The sequence below is a fragment of the Pseudomonadota bacterium genome (assembly GCA_022572885.1).
GTDB lineage: Bacteria > Pseudomonadota > Gammaproteobacteria > Steroidobacterales > MnTg04 > MnTg04.
In genome coordinates, this window is the sequence record JACZVC010000018.1 from 8632 (window position 1) to 33574 (window position 24943).

18 protein-coding genes and 1 riboswitch are annotated in these 24943 nt (G+C 57.7%); of the genes, 10 read left to right on the forward strand and 8 right to left on the reverse strand.

The features are described from left to right. Window positions 1-94 precede the first annotated feature (94 nt). Genes IIA05_08025 through IIA05_08040 form a run of 4 tightly spaced genes read right to left on the reverse strand, consistent with a single transcriptional unit; the run spans window position 95 to window position 4538 of the window. Window positions 95-2464 (reverse strand): PriCT-2 domain-containing protein, encoded by a 2370-nt coding sequence (locus IIA05_08025; GenBank protein MCH9027045.1) that lies wholly within the window; start codon window positions 2462-2464, stop codon window positions 95-97. Next, the gene (locus tag IIA05_08030; GenBank protein MCH9027046.1) at window positions 2457-2684 is read right to left on the reverse strand and encodes an AlpA family phage regulatory protein; all 228 of its coding nucleotides are present in this window, start codon (window positions 2682-2684) and stop codon (window positions 2457-2459) included. Before IIA05_08030 ends, IIA05_08025 begins: the two co-directional genes overlap by 8 nt. A 53-nt stretch (window positions 2685-2737) precedes the next feature. After that, window positions 2738-3283 (reverse strand): hypothetical protein, encoded by a 546-nt coding sequence (locus IIA05_08035; protein ID MCH9027047.1) that lies wholly within the window; start codon window positions 3281-3283, stop codon window positions 2738-2740. 49 nt (window positions 3284-3332) lie between these two features. Further along, window positions 3333-4538: an integrase arm-type DNA-binding domain-containing protein gene (locus IIA05_08040; protein MCH9027048.1), complete on the reverse strand. Its 1206-nt coding sequence runs from the start codon at window positions 4536-4538 to the stop codon at window positions 3333-3335. Window positions 4539-4756: 218 nt separating this feature from the next. Here IIA05_08040 and fabA point away from each other — a divergent pair, with 218 nt between their 5' ends. The 5 genes from fabA (at window position 4757) to IIA05_08065 (ending at window position 11618) form a co-directional block, all read left to right on the forward strand. After that, a complete protein-coding gene (gene fabA, locus IIA05_08045; GenBank protein MCH9027049.1) occupies window positions 4757-5275 on the forward strand; it encodes a bifunctional 3-hydroxydecanoyl-ACP dehydratase/trans-2-decenoyl-ACP isomerase in 519 nt (172 codons plus the stop codon). A 10-nt stretch (window positions 5276-5285) separates the two neighbouring features. After that, window positions 5286-6497, forward strand: a complete 1212-nt coding sequence (gene fabB / locus IIA05_08050; protein ID MCH9027050.1) for a beta-ketoacyl-ACP synthase I — start codon at window positions 5286-5288, stop codon at window positions 6495-6497. Between the two features lie 84 nt (window positions 6498-6581). Next, a riboswitch (cyclic di-GMP riboswitch) is annotated at window positions 6582-6695 on the forward strand. A gap of 78 nt (window positions 6696-6773) precedes the next feature. After that, entirely contained in the window at window positions 6774-9542 is a 2769-nt protein-coding gene (locus IIA05_08055) for a hypothetical protein (GenBank protein MCH9027051.1), read from the forward strand. 71 nt (window positions 9543-9613) lie between these two features. After that, a complete protein-coding gene (gene mltF / locus IIA05_08060; protein ID MCH9027052.1) occupies window positions 9614-11119 on the forward strand; it encodes a membrane-bound lytic murein transglycosylase MltF in 1506 nt (501 codons plus the stop codon). Further along, complete coding sequence (locus IIA05_08065) at window positions 11082-11618, forward strand: DNA-deoxyinosine glycosylase (GenBank protein ID MCH9027053.1); 537 nt, start codon at window positions 11082-11084, stop codon at window positions 11616-11618. Before mltF ends, IIA05_08065 begins: the two co-directional genes overlap by 38 nt. Here the strand turns inward: IIA05_08065 and tadA are convergent. From tadA to guaB, 3 genes are all read right to left on the reverse strand, one after another. Further along, complete coding sequence (gene tadA, locus IIA05_08070) at window positions 11602-12030, reverse strand: tRNA adenosine(34) deaminase TadA (protein ID MCH9027054.1); 429 nt, start codon at window positions 12028-12030, stop codon at window positions 11602-11604. The genes IIA05_08065 and tadA overlap by 17 nt on opposite strands. A gap of 165 nt (window positions 12031-12195) precedes the next feature. Then, window positions 12196-13812: a glutamine-hydrolyzing GMP synthase gene (gene guaA / locus IIA05_08075; GenBank protein ID MCH9027055.1), complete on the reverse strand. Its 1617-nt coding sequence runs from the start codon at window positions 13810-13812 to the stop codon at window positions 12196-12198. A 13-nt stretch (window positions 13813-13825) separates the two neighbouring features. Next, a complete protein-coding gene (guaB, locus tag IIA05_08080; GenBank protein ID MCH9027056.1) occupies window positions 13826-15292 on the reverse strand; it encodes an IMP dehydrogenase in 1467 nt (488 codons plus the stop codon). Window positions 15293-15401: 109 nt separating this feature from the next. Here guaB and xseA point away from each other — a divergent pair, with 109 nt between their 5' ends. From xseA to IIA05_08095, 3 genes are read left to right on the forward strand one after another with little or no spacing between them, the layout of a single operon-like run. Further along, the gene (gene xseA, locus IIA05_08085) at window positions 15402-16610 is read left to right on the forward strand and encodes an exodeoxyribonuclease VII large subunit (protein MCH9027057.1); all 1209 of its coding nucleotides are present in this window, start codon (window positions 15402-15404) and stop codon (window positions 16608-16610) included. Further along, window positions 16607-17449 carry a peptidoglycan DD-metalloendopeptidase family protein gene (locus IIA05_08090; protein ID MCH9027058.1) on the forward strand — a complete coding sequence of 281 codons (843 nt, stop codon included), beginning with the start codon at window positions 16607-16609 and terminating at the stop codon, window positions 17447-17449. Before xseA ends, IIA05_08090 begins: the two co-directional genes overlap by 4 nt. Further along, window positions 17446-19590, forward strand: a complete 2145-nt coding sequence (locus IIA05_08095; GenBank protein MCH9027059.1) for an acetyl-CoA hydrolase — start codon at window positions 17446-17448, stop codon at window positions 19588-19590. The genes IIA05_08090 and IIA05_08095 overlap by 4 nt, the downstream gene beginning before the upstream one ends. Window position 19591: 1 nt before the next feature. On the opposite strand, the gene IIA05_08100 is transcribed toward IIA05_08095, so the two are convergent. Further along, window positions 19592-20683, reverse strand: coding sequence for a homoserine O-acetyltransferase (locus tag IIA05_08100; GenBank protein MCH9027060.1), 1092 nt, complete (start codon window positions 20681-20683; stop codon window positions 19592-19594). A gap of 162 nt (window positions 20684-20845) precedes the next feature. Between IIA05_08100 and IIA05_08105 the strand changes: the two genes are divergently transcribed. Together IIA05_08105 and IIA05_08110 are read left to right on the forward strand one after the other, a co-directional pair. Next, a complete protein-coding gene (locus IIA05_08105; protein MCH9027061.1) occupies window positions 20846-23212 on the forward strand; it encodes a hypothetical protein in 2367 nt (788 codons plus the stop codon). Beyond that, on the forward strand, window positions 23196-24941 hold the full coding sequence (locus tag IIA05_08110) for a hypothetical protein (protein ID MCH9027062.1): 1746 nt from the start codon (window positions 23196-23198) through the stop codon (window positions 24939-24941). Before IIA05_08105 ends, IIA05_08110 begins: the two co-directional genes overlap by 17 nt. Window positions 24942-24943 lie beyond the last annotated feature (2 nt).

Below are 24943 nucleotides of genomic sequence, written 5' to 3' on the forward strand. Positions count from 1 at the left end.
TGAAATGATAGAAATATCACTATGGGAAGGCATGCTACCGCTGAGTCTCGGACGATTGAGGGGTTCACCTGCAGATGGTGAAACAGGGAGGAAATCACTCATAACGCAATGGTTTGAACCACTCAGTTTTATCACCTGGCACAGTGGCACACTTAATATCCTCTGATTGTATCAACGTCTGGATCGCCTCATCTCTAAGACGCGCGGGCATTTTCTGAAATCGTTTGGTGATTTGTGATCTTGCCACATATCCCTTGATATTCATTTCCCGTTTGTCGTTATCTCTTGCGGCCTTCGTTTTTTCCCATTCAGTGGTCATAGCGATTATGTAATTGCGAATTTGTGTTATCGCGCGGTCAATATTGCTGTCCGCGATCTCTTCGGTACCAATCTTGACAATTCCGCTTACACACGATCGCACAAAACTGATAGCCCAATTCGCAATTTCTATATCGACAACTGGTTTGGTATTTTGTATTGGGCCCATTTCGGCTGCACAACCTATCGCCAGGATACCAGAGACCTTAACTGCGTTTTCAAGAGCTCGTGCATACAATGGACCGAGATTGTCATTGGCTACACGACATTCCTCCGCCTCATTGCGATATTTTTTCAGTGCTGCTTCCGCTTCCGGAGAAACACAGATAATCATTGGGTCTGCCGGGTCGTCACCGGTCTCATCCGGGAGTTCAAACGGATCCAACCGTTGGAGATTTTTCAGAGCGCACTTGAGATCATTGCCAATATTGATGTTAGGATTTTTGTAAGCAGGTCGGCGATTATGTGTCTGGACGATTAGCAAGCGATTTAGCGTTCCATCAACAACATCCTTACTTGAGAGGGCGTCCGTCAAAGATCGTCTAGTGGTGGTGCCAAACATGCAAACGAATGGTCTATTTATACTTGGAATGTTGTCCTGTGGATTAGCGTAAATTTTTCCGGCATAAGTGGTATCCGCTTGACCGAATAACCGCATTAACTCTGAAACTAGATCGTAAGCATGGGAATTGTTTGGATTGGCGGCCACATTCAGGAATCGACCAAATTCATCAATCAATAACGTGATGTCATGGCGATCCGAGGAACTTAATGCCCTCAGGAGTGCGGTGCTAGAAGACACTGACTCTTTAACCCGAACCAATCCATCAACGACACTCAAGGCGGCCTTTATAGCTTTACGCGGCGCTTCTTTTCCTTCACCTGTCTCCGCAACCGCAACCACATAGAGATTGAGTGGCGTGCGCCAGGGTCCTACAACGAACCAATTTCTTGTTAGAGAGGCAACGGTAATGAGACCTGCGCAAATGTCCAAGAGCGGCTGATCACGAAATGCGGCATTGTTACTGTACTCGGCGACCAGGCCTACCAGTCCCGGCGGTTTCAGCAATTCTTCTGGAAAAGACTCATCGCTACTATGGCGGGCGCATGCACGATCGTTCCCATGTATTAGGTTATCGGACTCGAGGTTAACGATGTCTGCCGAATAATCTTCACGTGGACCGGAATACTCATTTAACTTGAAGCCAGCCTCTTTAGCTAACCCAAGCACAGTGGCACCGGTAACACCGTGGGACGTATGACAAAAGCCATGCCATTTGGACTCGCACTCATTCTCACGTGACTCGTCATACTTGCTAGAGGTCCGACTCCATTCGTCCCACATTTCGAAGCCTGCGCTAGACCCATCCGATTCGTGATGAAGAGACATGCCGACGGTTCTCCACTCATCGTAATCATCGGCGGAAATGTGATCGAGAGCTGCTCTGAGAAAATCCGCATGAATTCGACCCCCATTGGTAATTCGTCGTTTTTTCGTCGATACGTTTTTTTTGATGATATTGCAGCCGTAATTTTCGAGAAACACCTCTAATGCGAGCAGATAATTGTCGATGCCTTGACGAGTTACAATTGGCAGATCCTCAATACTAGTATTCATCGGGTTCTTTGGGCCTACCCAGTCGTATTCTTTCTGAGTATCAGGATGAATTCCGAATGCTACAAACTGCTGCCCATAAGCGAGGATTTCGACTTTTTGTGCTTTATTGTTGTGTCGAAATTTCACCACGTGCTTGCGAATATCGGATTGGGCTGCCTGATAAACTAGTAACGATCTGGGCACCTGACCAACCCTTTCAAATGGTGAATTGCCTAACTCGGTGCGAGTCATCGCGACTATAGAATTGACGAGTTGCTTGTCATCAACATCAATGTCAACCCCGGCCAAGTTGTGGCAGCGAAGACTGGTATTGATCCCCAAGCTCGTATTGGCCCAGGACTCAATTTCAGTCCGGTCAATTGTTATGCTATTCCACTTTCTAAGGCGAACTGCCTTCCCATCGGCTGGCAGCGGCCCATAACCTTTTTCCAAGAGCTGAAGGCGATCACTTGTGTAGCTGTTCTGCTGGGGAGAATGGCTAGAATTGTTGTTTGGAATGAGGGGTGCCTCGGATGTTGGTCTACTCATGCGAATTGACCTGTTCGATCCAAGCTCGAATGTCTTCCACTCTCCATGCCGTGGTGCGTGGCCCAAGTTTCACTGGTTTAGGGAAGCGGCCCGATTTGACACCATCCCACCAGGTGGATTTACCAACAGGGATTATGGCAGGGATGGGCGGATCGGCATTGGGGTCGCCGACTATTTGAGTTATGCGGAGATAGCCCGTTTCGGGAAGTTGATACGACATGATGTGACTCCATACTGAGAGGTATGAAGCCATCTATACCTGTCCGGTAGATCTCACGAGGCCCGAAAATACTTTAGGATTTGCCTAATTCTCGGACACATCTCCGTTTTCGATGAATTCTTGGCTCTTCGTTCCGCTTCCGCCTCGATTTTTTCGATAACTTTGTTTCGGTCCGCCAATGGGGTACCTTGTTTGTTGTATGAGCGTCTGATTTTCTTCCGGTTGGGGTGCCGAATATTCGCGTCTTTCAGAGCAAAATGTATGAATTCTCGCTCTTCGTTTTCTGCAGGAGACAGGTTACTAATTGCGCCCGTGATCTTACGTATGTTATCGATCTCACTGACGTGCTGTCTAAAGGTTCTGCGTAATTCACCGATAACCTTTTGAAGCACTTCCTTCTTGGGCCGGCCTCGTGCTCTGGCGCGTGGCAGGGACTGTAAATCTTTAAGATGCTGCTTGTAATGTCCAAGAACCTCCTCCACTTGCGTGATTGCTCGAGCGGCTTTCTCTTGGTCGTTTAGATTGACAGACGGGTCGAGGCCAAGTAAGTCAATCAGCTTTTCACGAGTGTCTTCGCTTAGACAATGACGTTTAGGCATTCAATTTGCGGACCCGGTTTTTCGCGGCGGCTTCGGCATGTGAATACCCTTATGCTCTAAGTGTCAAAATTTTGGCACTTGTGTCGGATCCCACGAACGCCGCCCAAGTGTCCATCAATTGACGGCGCTTATCGAATAAGTCTCCGCGCAGATACGCCGCCTCAACCTTATCGGAAACGGTATGTGCAAGCGCCATCTCACAAACCTCACGGGAGAAATTGGTTAGTTCGGCCGCCCAATCGCGAAATGAAGATCGGAACCCATGCGCCGTAATTTCCTTGCCCATGCGGCGAATCATCATCAGAAAGACCATAGTAGATAGTGGCTTCTTTTCAGATCGACCCGGGAAAATATACGGCCCACCGTAAGATAGTTCTTTCGCTTGCGCCAGTATCTCTATGCAACGTTGACTGAGGGGTACTCGAAATTTCCGTCCAGCCTTCATCCGTTCGGACGGAATCGTCCACGTCTCTTTCTCTGCCTCTATTTCGCTCCATTTAGCCAGGATAACTTCGCTAGTACGAGTAGCTGTCAATATTAGAAATTCAAAGGCTAGGCGTGTGGACTCATTTGCGTCGGCCTTACCCAATTTTCTGATGAACGAGTTTACTTCCGAATAAGGAAGGGCGGCATGGTGTTTCTGTTTCTTTGGTTGGTTTGGTAGTCCTTTCACTATGCCATTGATCGGATTATCACCGGTTCTGTGTCCTGCAGCTTTAGCCCAGTCCAGTACCGTGCCGATTCTCTGTCGCACTCGCCTTGCCGTCTCCGGCTTTGTCAACCATATCTTAGATAAGGCATTCAGAACGTCTGGGGTATCTACTAGGTCAACTGAACGATCACCAAATAACGGGAATGTGTATTCCTTGAGCGTTTTGATCCACTGTGCGGCGTGCTTTTTGTTTTTCCACGTAGCGGAATGTTCTTCATGCACCAATATTGCCGCTTCTTTGAAGGTTGGTATCTGCGCGCTGGCTTTCCGTCTCTCCACCAACGGGTCACCACCCTTTCGAGCGGTCTTTCTCATGCAGGCGGCTTCCTCACGGGCCTCAGCGAGTGATACCAGCGTCAGTCCGCCGAGACCAATGTCTCGACGCCTGCGCTGTACGACGGTGCGAAGCTCCCACCGCTTGCTGCCTGAGACGTCCACAATCAGGTATAATCCGTTGCCATCTGCATACTTTCCAGGCTTCTTGAGCGCCCTGACAGCGGTCGCTGTGAGCGCCTTATGAGGATGTGGCCCCCTAGTCTTCATGATAGTTCTCTACTTACCCCACATTTCACCCCACATAATATATCGGATATTAACAGACTAGGTTGGACAATGTCGGACTATCGAATTGCTGCAGCCATTGCTAGATAACGGATTGAGGGACGCAACTCAAGGCGCTAGACACCAAGTAGGCGGACACCCCCTCCGCCAACAAAAACCCCCGTTGCGCCGAACAGGAAACAATCATTCACATGGCCAGCCTGGAAAACAAGAAAAATTCCTACACTCGGGATGAACTGGAGACCTGCGGCAGTGTAGGCTTGTTCGGTCCCGATGCGGGAAAACTGCCGACCGGCAACATGCTGATGTTCGACCGCATTGTTGAAATTAACGACGATCGCGGGCTCCACTCCAAGGGATATATTGAAGCGGAGCTGGATATCAACCCGGAGCTGTGGTTTTTTGCTTGTCACTTTGTCGGTGATCCGGTCATGCCCGGTTGTCTGGGCCTGGACGCGTTGTGGCAGTTGTGTGGTTTTTTTCTCACCTGGAAAGGTTGCAAGGGCAAGGGGAGAGCGTTGGGCGTGGGCATTGTAAAATTCAGCGGCCAGGTCCTGCCGACGGCGAAAAAGGTGACTTACACTTTGAATATGAAGCGCGTGATTACCCGAAAATTGATCATGGTTATCGCCGACGGTACCGTTGCCGTGGATGGGCGAACGATTTATACGGCGGACGACTTACGCGTCGGGCTGTTCCTTTCCACCGATAATTTTTAAGGGCAAACGTATGCGTCGGGTAGTCGTTACGGGTATGGGTCTGGTTTCCTGTTTGGGGAATACCAAGGAAACCGTCATTGATTCATTGCGCCACGGAAAATCGGGCATCAGCTTCAATGAAAAATTCCAGGAAATGGGTTTGCGTAGCCGCGTTTGCGGTTCGGTCGATATCGATCTCAGCGAGCACATCGATCGCAAGGCTCTTCGCTTTATGGGCGATGCCGCCGCTTACGCCTACGTTGCCATGCAAAACGCCATCGATGATGCCGGCCTGACCGATGACCGGGTCTCGAATCCGCGTAGCGGGATAATCGCCGGTTCAGGCGGCGCATCGAGCGCCAACCTGGTCTGGGGCGCTGACAAGTTACGCGAAAAAGGCGTGCGCCGCGTAGGCCCGTACCTGGTCCCACGCACCATGAGCAGTACCGTTTCCGCATGCCTGGCCACGCATTTCGGAATTCGCGGCCTCAACTATTCCATTACTTCCGCCTGCGCGACCAGTACCCATTGCATCGGCGCTGCGATGGAACAAATCCAGTGGGACAAACAGGACTTGATTTTTGCCGGTGGCGGTGAGGAAGAAGACTGGATCCTGGCGATGATGTTCGACGCCATGGGCGCTTTGACATCCAAGTACAACGACACGCCCTCGACGGCGTCGCGCGCCTTTGACGCCGGGCGCGACGGCTTCGCGATCGCCGCGGGCGGCGGCATGCTGGTGTTGGAAGAACTGGAGCATGCAAAGGCTCGCGGTGCGAAAATTTATGCCGAGCTGGTTGGTTATGGCGCGACGTCCGATGGTGAAAACATGGTCGCACCTTCAGTCGAAGGCGCGGTGCGCTGTATGCAACAGGCGATCGCCACCGTCGACACGCCGATCGACTACATCAACACCCATGGCACCAGTACGCCGGTGGGGGATATCGCTGAGCTCGACGCCATCTCCAGAGTGTTCGATGAACAGATACCGCCACTGAGCTCGAGCAAATCCTTGTGCGGCCATTCGCTTGGCGCCGCGGGCGTACAGGAGGCAATTCATTGCCTGCTGATGCTGGAGAACGATTTCATGGCTGGCTCGGCCAATATTTTCGAACTGGACCCGAAAGCCGAAGGTTTCCCCATTTTGCGGGAGACCAGGGACAACGCCGGCCTGAACACGGTCATGAGCAACAATTTCGGTTTCGGCGGCACCAATGCTTCGCTGGTGTTCCGGCGCTACTGATTTCCTGGAATTGTCGCACCAGAAACGAGATTAAGTTAAATGCCGCACAAACCAGGCAGGCTTGTACTATGCTAGACGGACAATAAACGACAAAGCCAAATCCGCCAAAAGACGGAGACGGAAAGCCACGGGTCCTCGCTTCCTCCGAGAAGCCATGGATGACTCCCCGAAGGACCCAAAGACAGCCGGGCTGCCACTGCAATGCAGGGTACCTTGGGCGCACAACTGTATAGAAATCCGAAGCAGCCTGAATGCCTTTGCAAAGGAGTTCGGACCATGCGCCGGTATTTCATTCAACCAACAAAGTTTCTTACTTTAATCGTTGCAATCAGTTTCGTATTTGCGAACCAATCCCTGGCCCAAGGCACTTGGGAGACCAAGGCTCCGATGCCGACACCGCGGGGAGCGCACCCGGCGGTAGCTATTGGCGGAAAGATTTATGTAATCGGTGTTCACGACGAAGTTCCGGGCCTGGGATTCAATGTCGTATCGAACCTGATCGTCTACGATTCTGCGTTTGACAGCTGGTCACCGGGGACACCGCAATCGGCACACTTGGGAGGACATGGCGCCGCCATCATCGATGGCAAGATATATGTTGCCGGCGGATGCTTGGGGTCGCCACCCTTTGGCCCCGCCTGCAGTTTTGTGACCAATACGCTCGAGCGCTACGATCCGGCTTTGGATCCTTTGTTGGGTGCGCCAGCGGGTTCGAACCCTTGGACAACGCTTGCGCCCATGCCGGCATATCCAGGTTCGACCAATGGTAGAAGAGCGGGTCTGGCTGCCGTAGCAATCGATGGAAAGCTGTATGCGGTCGGAGGATTTTTTCAATGTAACATCTTCTGCCCGTCGAATAATGTTCTGCAACGCTACGATCCGGCTTTGGACGCCTGGACAACGCTCACAGACATGCCAACCTGTCGAGACGGTATGCATGCGGCGGCGATTGGCGGTAAGTTATACGTGGCAGGCGGTTTTCAGAGAACCGGTGGGTGTGGATTCGGCGGCGGCGGTTTCTCGTCCAGCAAACTTGAAGTCTACGATCCGGCTTTGGATCCTCTCCTGGGAGCGCCCGCGGGTTCAATTCCTTGGACAACCTTGACCGATATGAGCGCTGCACGGACGGCATTGGGCGTTGGCGTGATCGACGGTTTGCTCTATGCCGTCGGCGGAAATGATGGTGTAGGTGCAAATCTGGACCTATTGGAGGCGTACGATCGGGTAACGGATGTCTGGACGACCCAGACTCCGATACCGACGGCGCGCTCGCAACATGGCACTGCGGTCATCGGCAACCAACTCTATGTCATGGGCGGTGCTAGTACCGTCCTATTGAGTTCGATGGAAGTGTTTACGCCAGATGCTTGTACCGCGCCACCTGCCAATATCATCAATTGGTGGCCGCTGGACGAAATATCACCCGGCAACGTGGCGGTCGATCTTGTCGGCGGTGCAGATGGCACGGTGATTGGCACCGTTAACGCGGTGGCCGGTAAAGTTGGTGGCGGATATGAATTTCCGGGTGGCCCGGTGCCATCACACGACGCTTCTGTCGACATCCCCGGTGGTGGCGGGCTCAATCGTGCCGATCTGGCAGAAGTGACGATCGAAGCCTGGATCAATCCAGACCTGGCCTCCTTGTTTAGTGACGAACGGGAGATTGTTCGGAAAAATTACACTTTGCCTTCCGGGGGCTCAGGTGCGTTTCTGCTGTCGTTCCAGATTGGCTTCTGCGCTTCGCCAGCACCGTGTCTCACTTTCTTCTTTCCCACCGCTTCCGGGAATCAGCAACTTAGTGTTCCGGTAAGCGGTATCGCCGACGACGGCGGGCCTTACAATTTCACCGATGGATTTCATCATGTTGCAGCGACCTACGATGGAATTGCCCAGAAAATTTATATCGACGGGCGGTTAATTGACTCGAGGCTTGTTGCAGGCCCGATAATTCTGTCAACTTTGTCAACTGACCCTACGACTACCTTAACAATTGGCGCCTCGTGCACGCCGACCCTACCGAGCTCACGTTGTGAAGTATTCGATGGCATCATCGATGAGCTCAGTCTTTATGACCGCGCCCTGACGCAGATTGAGATTCAGGCGATCGTGAGCGCCGGAAACGCGGGCAAGTGCACGGTTATCAATGAGCCCCCGACCGCCGAAGCCGGTGCCAATCAGTCGATCCACGCCGGTGATTCTGTGATTCTGGATGGCAGCGGCTCATCCGACGACGTTACACCATCAGAGGATCTGCTGTATGCGTGGAGTTTCGACAGCGTACCAGCAGGCAGCAGCGCGACACTCAGCGGTGCGTCGACCATTGCGCCGAGTTTCACGACAGACCTGCCAGGTGACTATGTCGTCAGCCTGGTGGTGACCGATGAAGGCGGCCTCCCCAGCGTACTGGACACTGTGACGATATCGTCCTTGAACGTGGCGCCGACCGCCGACGCCGGCATGGACCAGGGTAGCGTCGTAGGGTTCATGGTTACGCTGGATGGATTCGGTAGTGACGATGCGGATCTCGATCCCATTACTTTTGCGTGGGCATTGACGGTCAGGCCAGCAGGCAGCGCCGCTTTTCTCACCGGGCCGGACACCGTTTCACCATCCTTTATACCGGACCTGCCAGGCACCTATGAAGCACAACTGGTCGTCAACGACGGCTTTGCAGATTCCGCACCGGACGAGGTAGCCGTCTTCGTCATAACGGTGGAAGCTGCTGTTGCTCAAATGAAAGCTGTGGACGCCATCAATATCATCGCCTTTTTGGCCCCGGACAAAATAACAACGAAGGGTAATCAGACGGCGCTTGGCAATCACCTGGCGCAGGTTATCGAGGCATTGCAAACGGGTGATACCGAGAAAGCTATCAAGAAACTCACCCAGGCCATCGAGCGAACAGACGGATGTAAGTTGCGTGGTACGCCCGATCTGGGGAAAGGTCCAGGCCCGCAACCTAAGAAAGACTTTATCGCCGATTGTGCATCGCAAGCGCCTGTCTATACGCTATTGGCGGAAGCGTTGGCGACACTAACGCCGTAACCTGCGGGTAATCTGCAAAGGCAACGGAAACCTCGCCGAGTGGCGGGGTTTTCTTTTTTGCGTTGCAGCAAATGTCGGCAATTTCGCATTTTTTGACCTGGAATTTCGCTATCATTGCCTTGACGCAACTGACATCGGCGGACCTGCAAGCCGCTGGTGAGAGGATGGATCCTTTGCGAGTCGTGACCGCGCTACTGGTCGCCGTGGTCCTGGGTACCTGCTCGAGACCGCCGTCACTGGTGGAACAGATCAAGACGCTCGGTGAGCTGCGGGTCATCACCCGGAACAGCCCCACGACCTATTACATCGGACACGAAGGCCCGATCGGGCCTGAGTACGACCTGGTCAGCCGGTTCGCCGAGGAGCTGGGCGTCGAGCTCAGGATCGATGTCGATGAGGAACTGCGGACGCTGATACCGGGCGTGAAATCCGGTCGCGCCCATATCGCGGCCGCCGGCCTAACCATCACCGCGGACCGCCTCGTCGAGGTCGCCTTTGGCCCCTCTTACGATGACATTTCCGAATTCCTGGTTTATCGCGTCAATACGCGACGGCCCAGGGAACCCAAAGACCTGATCGGCAAAAGTATTGAGGTCATCAAGGGCAGTGCGCATGCCGACACCCTGCATCAATTGCGTCAGCGCTACCCCGACCTGGCCTGGATCGAAACGCCAAACGTCACCGGCGAAGAACTGATCTACCAGGTCGCGCAGGGCAAGATCGATTATACGATTGCGGATTCCAGCGAGTTCAATGTGTCGCAGAAATTCCATCCGGAAGTCCGGGTTGCGTTTCAGTTGAGAAAAAATCTGCCGCTGGCCTGGGCCATACCCAGAAATTCGCCGGCCTTGCACGATTCGGTGCAACAGTTCTTTGCCGGACTCAGGAAAAGCGGCGAGCTCGAGCGCATCCTGGAGAAATATTATGGCAATGTCGGAAATTTCGATTATGTCGGCACGCGGGCGTTTCTGCGGCATATCGAAACCCGCCTGCCGCAGTTCAGGACCAGTTTCCAGCAAGCCGCGGCGGATTCCGGCATGGACTGGCGGTTGCTGGCGGCGGTTGGCTACCAGGAATCGCATTGGAACCCGAAAGCGGTGTCGCCGACCGGCGTGCGCGGCATCATGATGCTGACCCAACTGACCGCACGTCAGTTGGGCATCCAGAATCGGATCGATCCCGTGCAAAGCATCTCGGGTGGATCGCGGTATATCCGGGAGATGATGGGCAGGATTCCCGAGCGCATCCCCGAACCCGACCGGACCTGGCTGGCGCTGGCGGCCTATAACGTCGGCTGGGGCCACGTGGAAGATGCCCGGATCATTACTGAAATTCGGGGACTGAACCCGGATAGCTGGGTCGATGTCAGGAGCAGCCTGCCATTGCTGACGCAGAAAAAATGGTATTCGCGGGTACGGCGAGGTTACGCGCGGGGCTGGGAGCCGGTCCATTACGTGGACAATATTCGCAGCTATTACGATGTGCTGCTGTGGCTGTACTCGGACTCCAGCCCGTTCAGGGAGCGGCTGGACCTTGACGATGAAGAACAACAGCCCAAAAAACCGATTGAGGCCTGAGACCGGCTTTCCACCCGTCGCCGACGCTGACTCCCGCGTATTGGTACTCGGCTCCATGCCCGGCATCATGTCTCTCGAACGGCGGCAATACTATGCGCAGCCGCGCAACGCGTTCTGGCCGATCATGGCTAAGCTGTTTGGCATCGCGAGCGGAGGCGAATACGCCGAACGATTGCAAGGCCTGCTCGATGCCGGCGTCGCGTTGTGGGACGTGCTGCAATCCTGCGAACGAAGCGGCAGCCTGGATGCCAACATCGATATGAAAACGGCGGTAACGAACGACTTCGTCGGTTTTTTCCTGGCGCACCCGCGCATCGATCGGGTTTTCTTCAACGGCGCGACAGCGGCCAGCATATTTGAACGCCGGGTGTCGCCTGACCTGGAGAAAGCCGGCATCCGTTCGATCGAGCTGATCCGCTTGCCATCGACCAGCCCTGCGCATGCCGCGATGATCTATGCGGAAAAACTGCGGCGCTGGTCGGTCATCTCCGCTTCCTGAAAAAGTCCTTGAGCAACTCCCCGCATTCCTTCGCCATGACGCCGCCTTCAACATCGAGTCGATGATTGAGCGAGTCCGCCTGCACGAGGTTGAACACCGAGCCGGCCGCGCCGGTTTTTGGATCGGCTGCGCCGTAGACCAGTCTCTTGATTCGCGCATGCACCATCGCGCCGGCGCACATGGCGCAAGGTTCCAGCGTGACATACAGCGTGGCATCCGCCAGGCGATAGTTGTCCATACGCCGGGCGGCCCTGCGCATGGCCTGCATTTCGGCATGAGCCGATGGATCCGCCAGCGCGATCGGCTGGTTGAAGCCCTCGCCGATGACAGCGTCCCCGTGCACGACAACGGCGCCCACCGGCACCTCTCCCTGATCCCGCGCCTGCGTGGCAAGCTCCAACGCCCGGGTCATGAATTCCTGGTCCGGATTTATTCCCGCTTCAGTATCGGCCATGATTGTTCACATGTAGTCTTTATTTATTACATCCAATTCTTTCAATTTCATCTCAAGTCTTATTACTTTGCCAAGTGCGGCAAGTGCAAAAATAAATCCAATAATTCCTAAAACTTCCATGATTCACTCCCATTCGATGGTGGCTGGTGGTTTTCCGGAGATGTCATAGGTAACCCGGGATACGCCGGGGACTTCATTGATAATCCGGCGGCTGACGTGGTCGAGAAAATCGTAGGGCAAACGGGCCCAGTGTGCGGTCATGAAATCGATGGTTTCGACGGCGCGCAGCGCAATGACATAGTCGTAACGCCGGCCATCGCCGGTCACGCCTACCGATTTGACCGGCAGGAAAACGGCGAAGGCCTGGCTGGTTTTTTCATACAGCTGGTGTTTGTGCAGCTCGTCGATAAAAATATCGTCGGCCAGCCGCAGCAGGTCGGCGTATTCCTTTTTGACTTCGCCGAGTATGCGCACGCCAAGCCCGGGGCCGGGGAACGGATGCCGATAAAGCATATCGAATGGCAGGCCCAGCTCGAGACCGATTTTCCGGACCTCGTCCTTGAACAGCTCGCGCAATGGCTCGACCAATTGCATGTTCATTTTCTCGGGCAGGCCGCCGACATTGTGGTGCGACTTGATGAGCTGCGCTTTGCCCGTTTTGGCGCCCGCCGACTCGATGACATCGGGATATATCGTGCCCTGCGCCAGCCATTTGATTCCTTCGAGCTTGTGCGCTTCCTCATCGAAAATCTCGATAAACAACCGGCCGATAATTTTTCTTTTTTCTTCCGGATCGGTGACCCCCCGCAGGCCATCGAGAAAACGCCGCTCGGCATCGACCCGGGTGACCTTGATGCCCATGTGTTTCGCGAACATGGCCATGACCTGGTCGCCTTCGTGCAGACGCATCAGGCCATGATCGACGAACACGCAGTTGAGTTGATCGCCAATCGCCTGGTGCAACATTGCCGCAACCACCGCTGAATCGACGCCACCGGAAAGCCCGAGCAATACCTGGTCCGTTCCCACTAGCTCACGAGTCTTCGCGATGCTGTCGCTGATGATGTTGCCCGGCGTCCAGTCGGAGGCCAGCCCGCAAATCTCGTGCAGGAAGCGGCTCAGGATGCGCTCGCCCTGCTTGGTATGGGTTACCTCGGGGTGAAATTGCACGCCGTAAAAGCCGCGCGCCTCGTCCGCCATCCCGGCTATTGGCGCGTTGCCGGTACGGGCGATCACGCTGAAACCCGCGGGCAGTTCATCGACGCGGTCGCCGTGGCTCATCCAGACGTCGAGCAACGCTGTGCCGTCATCGGCCAAACGATCCTCGATATCGCTGAGCAGGCGTGAATTGCCCACGCTCTGCACGCTGGCATAACCGAATTCGCTGTGACCGGCCGTGGTGACCTTGCCGCCAAGCTGCTCGGCCATGGTCTGCATGCCGTAACAGATACCCAGTACCGGCACGCCATAGTCGAACACCGCAGCGGGTGCACGAGGCGTCATTGCATCATCGCTGTCGTCGATTGCCGATTCGGGGCCGCCCGACAGGATCATGCCATGCGGGCCAAATTTGCGGATGGCGTCGTCGTTTGTGTCCCAAGGATATATTTCGCTGTAAACGCCGGCCTCGCGGACCCGGCGGGCGATCAACTGGGTGTACTGACCGCCAAAATCCAGGATCAGCACGCGTTGGGCGTGGATATCCGGTTGCCGGGTCGGGTCGGGAGTCGCTGCAGCCATCGATGCTCCCCGTTCAGTCGACCCGGTAATTCGGGGCTTCCTTGGTGATCGCGACATCGTGCACATGGCTTTCGCGTATGCCCGCACTGGTGATCCGCAAGAATTCCGGTTTGGTCCGCATTTCCTCGATATTGCGGCAACCCGTGTAACCCATCGCGGCCCTGAGGCCGCCGGCCATCTGGTGGACGATGGCGATCAAGCTGCCCTTGTAGGGGACTCGCCCCTCGATCCCTTCGGGCACCAGCTTTTCGACCTCGTCGGCCGTATCCTGGAAATAACGATCGCTGGAACCGTCTTTCTGCGCCATCGCGCCCAGCGACCCCATCCCCCGGTAGGCCTTGTAGGAGCGACCCTGGTAAAGCTCGACCTCGCCCGGCGATTCCTCGGTGCCGGCGAACAACCCGCCCAGCATCACCGAGTGGGCGCCGGCGGCAATGATCTTGGCCAGATCGCCCGAATAACGGATACCGCCATCGGCGATCAACGGCACGCCTTTTTTCGCCATCGCTTCGGCAACGTCGAATACGGCGCTGACCTGGGGGACGCCGATGCCGGCGACGATGCGAGTCGTGCATATAGAACCGGGACCGATGCCGACCTTGACCGCGTCGGCGCCGGCCTTGACCAGCGCTCGTGCGCCTTCCGCCGTCACGATATTGCCGCCGATCACCTGCAAGTCGGGATACTCGGACTTGATCATCGCGACCCGGTCGAGCACCCCCTTGGTGTGGCCGTGCGAGGTATCGACGACCACGACATCGACGCCGGCGGCGACCAGGGCGGCAACGCGTTCATCGGTTCCCTCGCCGATGCCCACCGCGGCGCCGACATGGAGCGCGCCAAGCTGATCTTTGCAGGCATTCGGAAACTCCGTCGCCTTCTGAAAATCCTTGGCGGTAATCATGCCACGCAACTTGAAATCTGCGCTGACGACCAGGACTTTTTCGATCCGGTGCTTGTGCAACAGCGACAGCACTTCTTTCTTGTCGGCGCCTTCACGAACCGTGACCAGCTTGTCTCTTGGCGTCATTACCGATGACACCGGCGCATCGAGTTGCGTCTCGTAACGCAAATCCCGGTGGGTCACAATGCCGACCGGCGTGTCGCCATCGACGACCGGCACGCCGGATATATTGTTAGCCTGGGTCAGCGCGATGACTTCACGGATGGTCGCGTCGGGTCCGGTCGTAATCGGGTCGGAAATGATGCCGCTTTCGTATTTCTTGACCCGGCTGACCTCGCGGGCCTGGATCGCTGCGGTCATGTTCTTGTGGATGATGCCGATACCGCCTTCCTGGGCCAGCGTGATGGCCAGGCGGGATTCGGTCACCGTGTCCATTGCCGCCGACAACAACGGCAGATTCAAGCGGATGCTGGCGGTCAGCTGGGTACCGAGATCGACCTCGCGCGGCATGATTTCCGAGTAGGCGGGCAGCAGCAGGACGTCATCAAAGGTCAGTGCTTCCTGAACGATTCGCATGGCGTCCCCTCATCGAGTAAACCGGCCATTTTACTGTTGTGGAGCGACCAGGTAAACCTGCCCCCTGCGCTGGTTCCCACCAGCCGGCGTTCATGGTCAAATACCGGCTATGGATCCGAGCCCAAATCGTGAAATCTTCACCGTCAGCCGCCTGAACCAGGAAGCCAGGGACATGCTGGAGCAGAGCTTCGGGCTGATCTGGCTGGAAGGCGAAATCTCCAATTTCACCCATCACGGCTCGGGCCACATGTATTTTTCGCTGAAGGACGAACAGGCCCAGGTTTCCTGCGCGATGTTTAGAGGGCAGAATCGCGGGCTTGGCTTCCGGCCAGCCAAGGGCATGCAGGTCCTGGTCCGCGCCAAAGTCAGTATTTACGAGGTCAGCGGTCGTTATCAGCTGATCGTCGAGAGCATGGAAGAAGCCGGCGAAGGCCGTCTGCAGCGCGAATTCGAACGGCTCAAGAAAAAGCTGCTCGATGCCGGCCTGTTTGCCGCGGATCACAAGCAGCCGTTGCCGGCCGCGCCGAGAAAAATCGGCATCATTACTTCGCCGACCGGCGCCGCGGTCAGGGATATCCTGCAGGTACTGAAACGCCGGTTTCCGGTGGCGCGAGTGCTGATTTACCCGGTCGCCGTGCAGGGCGAGGCCGCCGCCGGCCAGATCGTCCGCGCCCTGTCCCTGGCCGAGACCCATGGCTCCTGCGACCTGCTGATCCTGGCTCGTGGCGGCGGCTCGCTGGAGGACCTTTGGGCCTTTAACGAAGAAGCGGTGGCGCGGGCCATCTTCGAATGCCCGATACCCGTGATTTCCGGGATCGGCCACGAGATCGATTTTACGATCGCCGATTTTGTCGCCGATGTGCGCGCACCGACCCCATCGGCCGCGGCCGAAATAGCGGTGCCCGACCAAAGAGAATGGCTGAACACCCTCGCCGTGAACCTGGACCGGTTGCGCAATCGGGTGCGACGGTATTTGTCGGCCAGGCGGGAGAAAACCGGCTGGCTGGAAAAACGCCTCGCGCAGGCGCACCCGGGCCGGTTGCTCAATCGGCAGGGGCAGAAACTCGATGAACTGAGTTTGCGCCTGCGACGCGCCGCCAAAGACAAGCTGGGCAGGATGCACCAGCGCCTGGACCCGCTGGCGAGAGCATTGCAGGCGATCGGCCCGCAGGCGACGCTCGAACGCGGTTACGCCATCGTCAGCCACGGCGAGGCAATCATCCGCGATGCCGGTGCATTGAAAAAAGGCGATGAAATCCGGATTCGCTTCGCCCGGGGGGCGGCCACATCGACCGTCGAGGAAACCCATAAGCAATGACCCAAGCAGGTTTTTACGCCGCCGGGCTGCTGTTGGCTGTGCTGATCGCCAGCCCGCCCGCGGCCGCGCTACCGCGACACCAGGCGGTCCCCGGCGGGGTCGCCGTGATCGAATTGCCGGCGACCGGTGATACGCGGCCGCGAGTCAGCTTCAGGGACCGGCCGGTCATGGTGGTCGCCGAAAACGATCGCTGGTTTGCCGTCGTCGGCATCCCGCTGTCGATGGCGCCGGGACCGGCAAGCCTGAGCATCGATAATCCGGATGGGCCCGCCCTGCCGCTGGCTTTTGTCATTGCGAATATCGACTACCCCGAACAACGGCTGACGATCGGCAATAAACGCCAGGTCGATCCGACCGCGGAAGACCTCGTGCGAATTGCCGGCGATCGCCGGGAAATGGCCCGGGCTTTTGGCTCGTGGGACGAAAAGCCGGTGGACACGGCTTTTCGTTTGCCCGCGATCGGGCCACGCAGCAGCGCCTTCGGCCTCAAACGTTTTTTTAACGAGCAACCGAGAAGCCCGCACAGCGGCGTCGATATCGCGGCGCCGGACCAGTCCGATGTGGTCGCACCGGCGGCCGGCGTCGTGGTCGCCAATGGCGATTATTTCTTCAACGGCAATACCGTATTGATTCATCACGGTCAGGGCCTGGTCACGATGTATTGCCACCTGAGCGAGATCGACGTGCAAGATGGCGACCGCCTCGACGGCGGCGACCTGATCGGCAAAATCGGCCAGACCGGCAGGGTCACCGGCCCGCACCTGCACTGGAGTGTCAGCCTCAACCGCGTGAGGGTCAATCCCGAGTTGTTTCTCGTCGAACCCATCCCCGCCCGATGAAAACCTGTACCGACTTTGACGACTGTGTGGATTTTGTTATCGACACGGTGGGCACTGAGATCGTCATCGGCATTCCGCTCGGGCTGGGCAAACCCAATCGTTTCGTCAATGCGCTGTACCAGCGGGCCAAAAAAGATCCCGCCCTTCAGTTGACGATATGCACGGCGCTGACCCTGGAAAAACCGTTGGCGAAGTCGGATCTGGAGCGGCGCTTTCTCGAGCCGTTCGTCGAACGCGTGTTTGGCGATTATGTGGATCTGGATTACGCGCTGGACCGGCGGCGCGGCGAAACGCCGGACAATGTCGAGATCGTCGAATTTTTCTTCGCGCCCGGGCAAATGCTGGGCAATGCCAGGGCACAACAGAACTTCGTCGCCAGCAATTACACCCATGTCGCGCGCGACATGCTGGCCCGCGGGATCAATGTGCTGGGCCAGCTGGTCAGCCGCCGGGAGGTCGATGGCAGGCTGCGCTACAGCCTGAGCTGCAACCCGGATGTGTCGCTCGAGCTGGCAAGGAAAATGCGCGCGCTGAGCGATCGCAAAGTCGCACTGGTTGCCGAAGTCAATCAGAACCTGCCGTTCATGTATCGCGATGCGATGGTCGATGGCGATTTTTTCGATGCGGTCGTCGATACGCCCGAACCCCACTTCAGGCTGTTCGGTACGCCGCGGCCGCCGATCACCGATGTCGATCACATGATCGGTCTGTATGCCAGCGCCCTGGTTCGCGATGGCGGCACTTTGCAAATCGGCATCGGTTCCCTGGGCGATGCCATCGCATCGGCATTGATACTCCGGGAACAAGACAATACCGCCTATATCTCAGTGCTGGATGCTGCCGATGCCATTGCCAACCATGGGGAGCTGATCTCCACGATCGGTGGAACCGGCCGTTTTGCCAGCGGTCTTTTTGCCGCCACCGAAATGCTGGTCGATGGCGTTTTGCAGTTATACAAGCACCGCATCGTCAAGCGCAAAGTCTATGACGATCTGCTGATCCAGACCCTGATCAACGAAGGCCGCATCGACGACGATAACCCGCATTCGGTTATCCGGGCCTTGCTGGAAGAAGGCTTGATCCCGCATCGACTCAACGATCACGCACTCGAATACCTGCAACGACTGGGCGTAATCGACGACGCGGTGGCGATCGAAGGCGACAAGCTGGTGTGCGGCGACGGCCGGCGCCTGTCGGCCGACCTTGCAGACCCCGCGTCGCTCGACGCGTTCGTGCAACATTGCCTGGGACCCGGGTTGCGCGGCGGCACCGTGATCCATGGCGGCTTTTTTCTCGGTCCGCAGGATTTTTATGCGGCTCTTGCGGCGATGCCGCGCGAGGAAAGCGAACTGATCTGCATGACCGGCGTGGAAAAAATCAACCAGTTGTACGGCCGCGAAGAGCTCGACACCTTGCAACGCAAACACGCGAGGTTTATCAACAGTTGCCTGATGGTCAGCCTCCTCGGCAGCGTCATTTCCGACACCCTGGCCAGCGGCGAAGTCGTCTCCGGCGTGGGCGGTCAATACAATTTCGTCAGCATGGCGCACGCGATCCCGGGCGGGCGTTCGATCATCATGGTCAAGAGCACGCGGGAATCCGGCGGCCGGATCGATTCCAATATTCTGTGGAGATACGGCCGGGCCACGATCCCGCGCCACTTGCGTGATATCGTGATCAGCGAATACGGGATCGCGGACCTGCGCAGCAAGACCGATAGCGAGGTGATCGGTGCGTTACTCAATATCACCGACTCGCGGTTCCAGGAGGCTTTGCGGCGGGAGGCCATTGCCGCCGGCAAGCTGCCGCGCGACTACCGGATCCCCGCCCGCTTCAGCAACAACCACCCGCAGCGCCTGCAACAAATACTGGCCGCTGCCCGCGCCGATGGTTATTTCAGCCGCTTCCCGTTCGGTACCGAATTGAGCGACGAAGAATTGCGGATTGCCGGCGTGCTCAAAAAAATCAAGGCCGCGTCCACTTCATACGCGGGCAGAATGGGCTTGGTACGCGACATCCTGTTCCCCGGCGCCGTCAACGAAGAAATCGCCGGCTTACTAAAAAGAATGGAACTCGCCACTGCGCTCAGCCTCAAGGAAAAAATTTACCGGCGCCTGCTGATTGCCGGGCTGGGTCGTTAGCTCAGGCGAAAAAACCGGCGACGACGGGTCGCAACCGGTCCATGTCCACCAGGAAGGAATCATGGCCTTGCAATGAACTCAGCCGAACAAACTCGGTTTCAATACCGGCCGCCTCCAGGCCGATCGCCAACTCGCCCTGCTGGTGCAGCGGAAACAGGATATCCGTTTCCACGCCGACGACCAGCGCTTGCCGTAGCTTGATCCGGCTGAGACCGGCATCGACCGAGCCGCCGTGGTCGGCGACATCGAACAAGTCCATGGCCCGCGACAGGTAAAGGTAACAGTTCGCATCGAACTGGCCGGTAAACTTGTCGGCATGCGCTTCGAGATAGGCCTCGATTTCGAAATCGATACAAAAAGCATCCCCGGTTTTTCTTTCCTCGGGGACCCGTTCGCGGCCGAAGCGCTGGACCCATTCCTGTGGCGAGCGGTAGCTGATCATGCCCAGCTTGCGCGCCATGCGCATGCCCTTGATCGGTCCTTCACCGGGTGGGTAACTGCCCTGACGCCAGTCCGGGTCGTTGCGGATCATTTCCCTTTGCAGCGAGCGTATCGCCGTCGCAAACGGCAAGGACCTGGCGGCGGACGAAATCGACAACATGCGCTCGCTGGCATCCGGGTAAAAAAGGCAATAGGCCAGCGCGCCCATGCCGCCCATCGACGGGCCGACGACCGCGTACAGCGTTTCGATCGCCAGCGCCTCGACGACCAGGTGGGCGCTGCGGGCGATGTCCTCGATGGAAAGCACCGGGAAATCCAGTTGGTAGGGCTTGGCCGTTTCCGGGTTGACCGACGCCGGGCCGGTAGAACCAAAGCAACTGCCGAGCGAGTTCACGCAAATAATGAAATAGCGATGCGAATCCAGCGGCTTGTCCGGTCCGAGCATCGGCTCCCACCAGCCCGGTGACGGATCGTTCTCGCAAGAGGCCGCGTGCGCGGATGGCGACAGGCCCGTGAACACCAGGATCGCATTGCTGCGCTCGGAGTTGAGTTGCCCCCAGGTCTCGTAAGCAATTTGCATCTGCTGCAGATGGCCGCCCAAGTGCATCGTAAATGGCGCATCCAGTTGCAGAATTTTCCTGGCTGTCGTCATGGCGTGTTTCCGTTGCGTTGGCGGGTCCGGTGGCCCCGCGACCCCGGATTCTACCACCGCGCAAAGCCAAAAAACCCGGCCGCCAACACCCCAAGACACTGGCTGCGTTATTATCGACAGATTCGTGAGTGAATCATCGGTCCTTGTCATGGAGTCTACGGCATGCACAATCCCCGAGTTCCGCTTTCCCTGTTCCTGGCCCTGGTACTGCTTTCCACGACCGGCTTTGCCCAGCAACCCGATGCCTATGTCCCACCCGATCTCGAACCCTGGCGGCAGTGGGTATTGCAAGGCGAGGAATTCAGGAATTGTCCTTTCTACGCGAACCGCGGCGCAGGCGAGGAAAGCAATCACCTTTGCGCCTGGCCGGGCGTGCTGTCGCTTTCGCTGAACCAGGGCAACGGCAGCTTCGAGCAGACCTGGACGGTACACGAAGCCGGCTGGGCAGCGCTGCCCGGCGATCAGAAAAACTGGCCCGAAGCGGTCAGCGTAGACGGCCGGCCCGCGGCAGTGGTCAGGCGCGGCTCGCATCCTTTTGTTTATCTTGCGGCCGGCAGCCACCGGCTCGGCGGCAGCTTCACCTGGCACGCCCGACCGGGCAGCCTGCGGGTGCCGCTGGCGACCGGTTTGCTGAGCCTGAGGCTGGATGGCCGCCCGGTCGCTATGCCCGATCGCAGGAAGGACACCGTCTGGCTGGGTGAACGGCAAAGAACCGTAGAACAACAAGAGCAGATCGGCGTCGAGGTTTACCGGCTGATCAGCGACGGCGTCCCGACCATTGTGACCACGCTGATCGAACTCAATGTCTCCGGTCCTGGCCGCGAAGAAGTGCTCGGCATGGCGTTGCTGCCGGGGCACACGCCGATGCGACTGGACAGCGAACTGCCGGCGCGGCTCGAAACCGATGGCCGGCTGCGCGTGCAAGTACGCCCCGGCAACTGGCAGTTGACGCTAATCTCGCGCGCCGAATCGGCCAGCAACGAAATCGCGCGAAGCGCGCCGAGCGAACATTGGCCGGCGCAGGAAATCTGGTCATACCAGCCGGATAATCGCTTGCGGGTCAGCGCGGCCGAAGCGGCATCGCCGGTCGATCCATCGCAGGTCGATATACCCGGTGAGTGGAGAAATTTCGCCGCGTTCCGGCTGGCGGCGGATCAATCCATGCGCATCGTCGAAAGACAGCGTGGCTTATCCGACCAGGATGCCAACCGGCTGACCCTGAATCGCAAGCTCTGGCTGGATTTCGATGGCAAGGATTACACAGCGCAAGACCTGATCAGAGGCCAGATGCGCATGGACTGGCGGCTGGATATGTTGCCGCCTTACCGCCTGGCCAGCGTTCGCAACAATCACAACGGCGAAAACCTGCTGGTCACCGAGGGCAGCGAGCCCGGCTGGACCGGCGTGGAATTGCGCCAGCCCAATATCGATATCGAAACCGTCAGCCGGATCGAAGGCGCCGGTTCGTCGCTGGCGACCGGCGGCTGGAACGCGCAGTTCGACAATATCAGGACCACCCTGTCACTGCCGCCGGGGTACCGGCTGCTCGCAGCGCCGGGGGCCGATCATTCGGGCGGCGCCTGGCTGCAGCGCTGGCGTTTGCTCGATATTTTCCTGGTGCTGCTGATCGCCGTGGCCGCGGGGCGCATGCTCACACCATTGTTCGGCGTGCTGGTCCTGGTCATGATGACGCTGACTTACCAGGAGGTTTTCGCGCCGGTGTGGAGCTGGCTGAACCTGCTGATTGCGATCGCGCTGACCTCGGTCGCGCCCGAAGGCCGCTTCCGCACGCTGACCCGGCGTTACCGCGCGCTCAGTTTCCTGACGGTCCTGGTGATCGCGCTGCCCTTTGCCGCGAATCAGGTGCGCATGGCGATGTTCCCGCAACTGGAGCACAGCCGGTTGACGGAGTTTCAGTATGCTGGTGCGTATTTCAGCCGTTCACCCGGGGTGGCGGACAAAATGCAAAGGGTTGATCGGTTCCTCGCGGACGAGCCCGCAAGAAAGCCGCGTAGTGATCAACCGGCAGACTTGGAAGTGGCGGAACAAGGATTGATCGAGGTTACCGGCTCAATGATTGTCCAGGCGGATCTCATGGATCGCTATGCAGCCAACACCTTGTTGCAGACCGGACCGGGTAAACCGCAGTGGTCGTGGAACAACTACCAATTGCGCTGGAGCGGCCCGGTGCTGGCAAGCGAGAGTTTCAGGATGGTGATCATGCCGTTGTGGCTGACCGCGATCTGGCGTGTCGCCAGCGTACTGCTGCTGGCGCTGGTGTTGCTCGGACTCGCGCGCAGGAATTACCGGCTGCCCGCCGGCATGGATAAATGGATGCCGGGCAAGGGATCGGTGGTGATGGTCATGTTGCTGGCTGGCCTGCTGGCAGCGCCGGGCACGATACCGACAGCCAATGCCGAGATCCCTGATCAGACTCTGTTAACGGAACTCAAACAAAGACTGACGAAAAACCCGGAATGCGCGAATCGCTGCGCGGAATACAGCCGCGCGCGTGACCGTTGGCAATAACCGGGTCGATATGATCCTCGATGTGCAGGCCATCGTGAATGTCGCCGTACCCTTGCCCGGCAGCGGCGATCGTTGGGAACCCACAACCGTTCGGGTCGATGGCCAGCCCAGGAGGAATATCTTGCGCACGCCGGATGGCGTGATGTGGATAGAACTCGACGCCGGCGTGCACCAGGTCCGGCTCAGCGGTCCGCTCAACGCAAACGACTCGCAGGAACTGTTTTTTTCGGAACGGCCGCACCGGGTCGAACTGCAGACCACCGGCTGGGACGCGTCTGGCGTCGTCGATGGCAAACTGCTGGCCGGTAGCATCGGACTGACCCGGATCAGGGAAGACGGCGAGAAAAAAACCCTGAGCTCCGATCGCTTCCCGACCTTCGTCAGGGTTAAACGGCAATTTGCATTTAACCTCGATTGGACGATCTGGACAACGGTGCAACGCGCAGCGCCTGCCACCGGCTCCATCACCGTTGAGATACCGTTACTCGAGGGTGAGTCCGTCGTCAGTGAGGATGTCGAGGTCAGGAATGGCAAAGTGATCGCAGCACTGCCGGCCAACGGACGTTCGTTTCGCTGGGTATCCAGGCTGGAGCGGAGCGACGCTTTGCAACTGGTGGCGACGACGGACAGCGGCTGGACAGAAATCTGGCAGTTGACCACCAGCCCGACCTGGCACATCGATTTCACCGGCGTACCCGAGGTCCAGGCGAACCCGGACAACACGGACGACTCGTACTGGGTCGCCGAATTCGATCCCCTGCCGGGTGAGACCCTTAATATTTCGGTATCGCGCCCGGCCGCGATCGCCGGCGACACGCTGGCGATCGATAATGTGCAACTGACCAGCAACATCGGCAAGCGCTCGGCCAGTTCGACGCTGGAGTTTTCCTACCGCAGCACCCAGGGCGAGCAGCATACGATCAAACTGCCCGCCGATGCCGAGGTGACCCGGGTCATGGTCGATGGCCGGCCGCTGCAGGTGAGACCGGACAACGGGCTGCTGCCGCTGAGCATCGAACCGGGTAGCCACCAGGTGACGATCGAGTGGCGCGATTCGCAAAAAGCCGGCAGCAACAACCGCACGGCGGCGGTCGACCTGAACTCCCCGGCAAGCAATATTCACCTGCGCCTGCAGGTGCCCGAGGACCGCTGGATCCTGTACACCGCTGGTCCCGCGCTGGGTCCGGCCGTGCTTTACTGGCCGGCGTTGCTGCTGATGATCGCAATCGCGCTGGGGCTCGCAAAAATCAAGCGCACGCCATTGCGCCGCAGAGACTGGGTCTTGCTCGGCCTCGGCCTGAGCACTTTTTCGTGGGGCGTGCTGATGCTGATGGCGGCCTGGCTGTTCGTCATGGATTATCAGCAGGACATTCGCGACAAGCTCGCCAGGCAGCAATTCAATTTGCTGCAGATAGCGCTCGGGATTTTTTCGGTCGTCGTCCTGATGCAGTTGCTGACCTCGGTGCCCGAGGGCCTGCTCGGCACGCCGGACATGCAGATCGTCGATTCCGACCGCCAGGACAACACGCTGAACTGGTTCGCCGATCATGCCGACAGCGAGTTACCGACCGGCAACACCATTACCGCACCCATGTGGCTGTACAAGGTAGCCATATTGCTGTGGGCGCTGTGGCTGAGTTTTGCGCTGATCCGCTGGATTCCGTGGGCCTGGCGCTGTTACAGCCGGGGCGGTCTGTGGAAAGGCAAGGTGGAAACGACGCAGGGCTAAAG

What these genes read in the sequence shown, in the direction of transcription:
- IIA05_08055 (MCH9027051.1), top strand. Translation starts at nt 6,774, where the DNA reads ATGCGCCGGTATTTCATTCAACCAACAAAGTTTCTTACTTTAATCGTT.
- IIA05_08065 (MCH9027053.1), top strand. Translation starts at nt 11,082, where the DNA reads ATGAAGAACAACAGCCCAAAAAACCGATTGAGGCCTGAGACCGGCTTT.
- IIA05_08025 (MCH9027045.1), bottom strand. Translation starts at nt 2,464, where the DNA reads ATGAGTAGACCAACATCCGAGGCACCCCTCATTCCAAACAACAATTCT.
- xseA (MCH9027057.1), top strand. Translation starts at nt 15,402, where the DNA reads ATGGATCCGAGCCCAAATCGTGAAATCTTCACCGTCAGCCGCCTGAAC.
- IIA05_08090 (MCH9027058.1), top strand. Translation starts at nt 16,607, where the DNA reads ATGACCCAAGCAGGTTTTTACGCCGCCGGGCTGCTGTTGGCTGTGCTG.
- IIA05_08095 (MCH9027059.1), top strand. Translation starts at nt 17,446, where the DNA reads ATGAAAACCTGTACCGACTTTGACGACTGTGTGGATTTTGTTATCGAC.
- guaA (MCH9027055.1), bottom strand. Translation starts at nt 13,812, where the DNA reads ATGGCTGCAGCGACTCCCGACCCGACCCGGCAACCGGATATCCACGCC.
- mltF (MCH9027052.1), top strand. Translation starts at nt 9,614, where the DNA reads ATGTCGGCAATTTCGCATTTTTTGACCTGGAATTTCGCTATCATTGCC.
- IIA05_08030 (MCH9027046.1), bottom strand. Translation starts at nt 2,684, where the DNA reads ATGTCGTATCAACTTCCCGAAACGGGCTATCTCCGCATAACTCAAATA.
- IIA05_08035 (MCH9027047.1), bottom strand. Translation starts at nt 3,283, where the DNA reads ATGCCTAAACGTCATTGTCTAAGCGAAGACACTCGTGAAAAGCTGATT.
- IIA05_08040 (MCH9027048.1), bottom strand. Translation starts at nt 4,538, where the DNA reads ATGAAGACTAGGGGGCCACATCCTCATAAGGCGCTCACAGCGACCGCT.
- IIA05_08105 (MCH9027061.1), top strand. Translation starts at nt 20,846, where the DNA reads ATGCACAATCCCCGAGTTCCGCTTTCCCTGTTCCTGGCCCTGGTACTG.
- guaB (MCH9027056.1), bottom strand. Translation starts at nt 15,292, where the DNA reads ATGCGAATCGTTCAGGAAGCACTGACCTTTGATGACGTCCTGCTGCTG.
- fabB (MCH9027050.1), top strand. Translation starts at nt 5,286, where the DNA reads ATGCGTCGGGTAGTCGTTACGGGTATGGGTCTGGTTTCCTGTTTGGGG.
- IIA05_08100 (MCH9027060.1), bottom strand. Translation starts at nt 20,683, where the DNA reads ATGACGACAGCCAGGAAAATTCTGCAACTGGATGCGCCATTTACGATG.
- tadA (MCH9027054.1), bottom strand. Translation starts at nt 12,030, where the DNA reads ATGACCCGGGCGTTGGAGCTTGCCACGCAGGCGCGGGATCAGGGAGAG.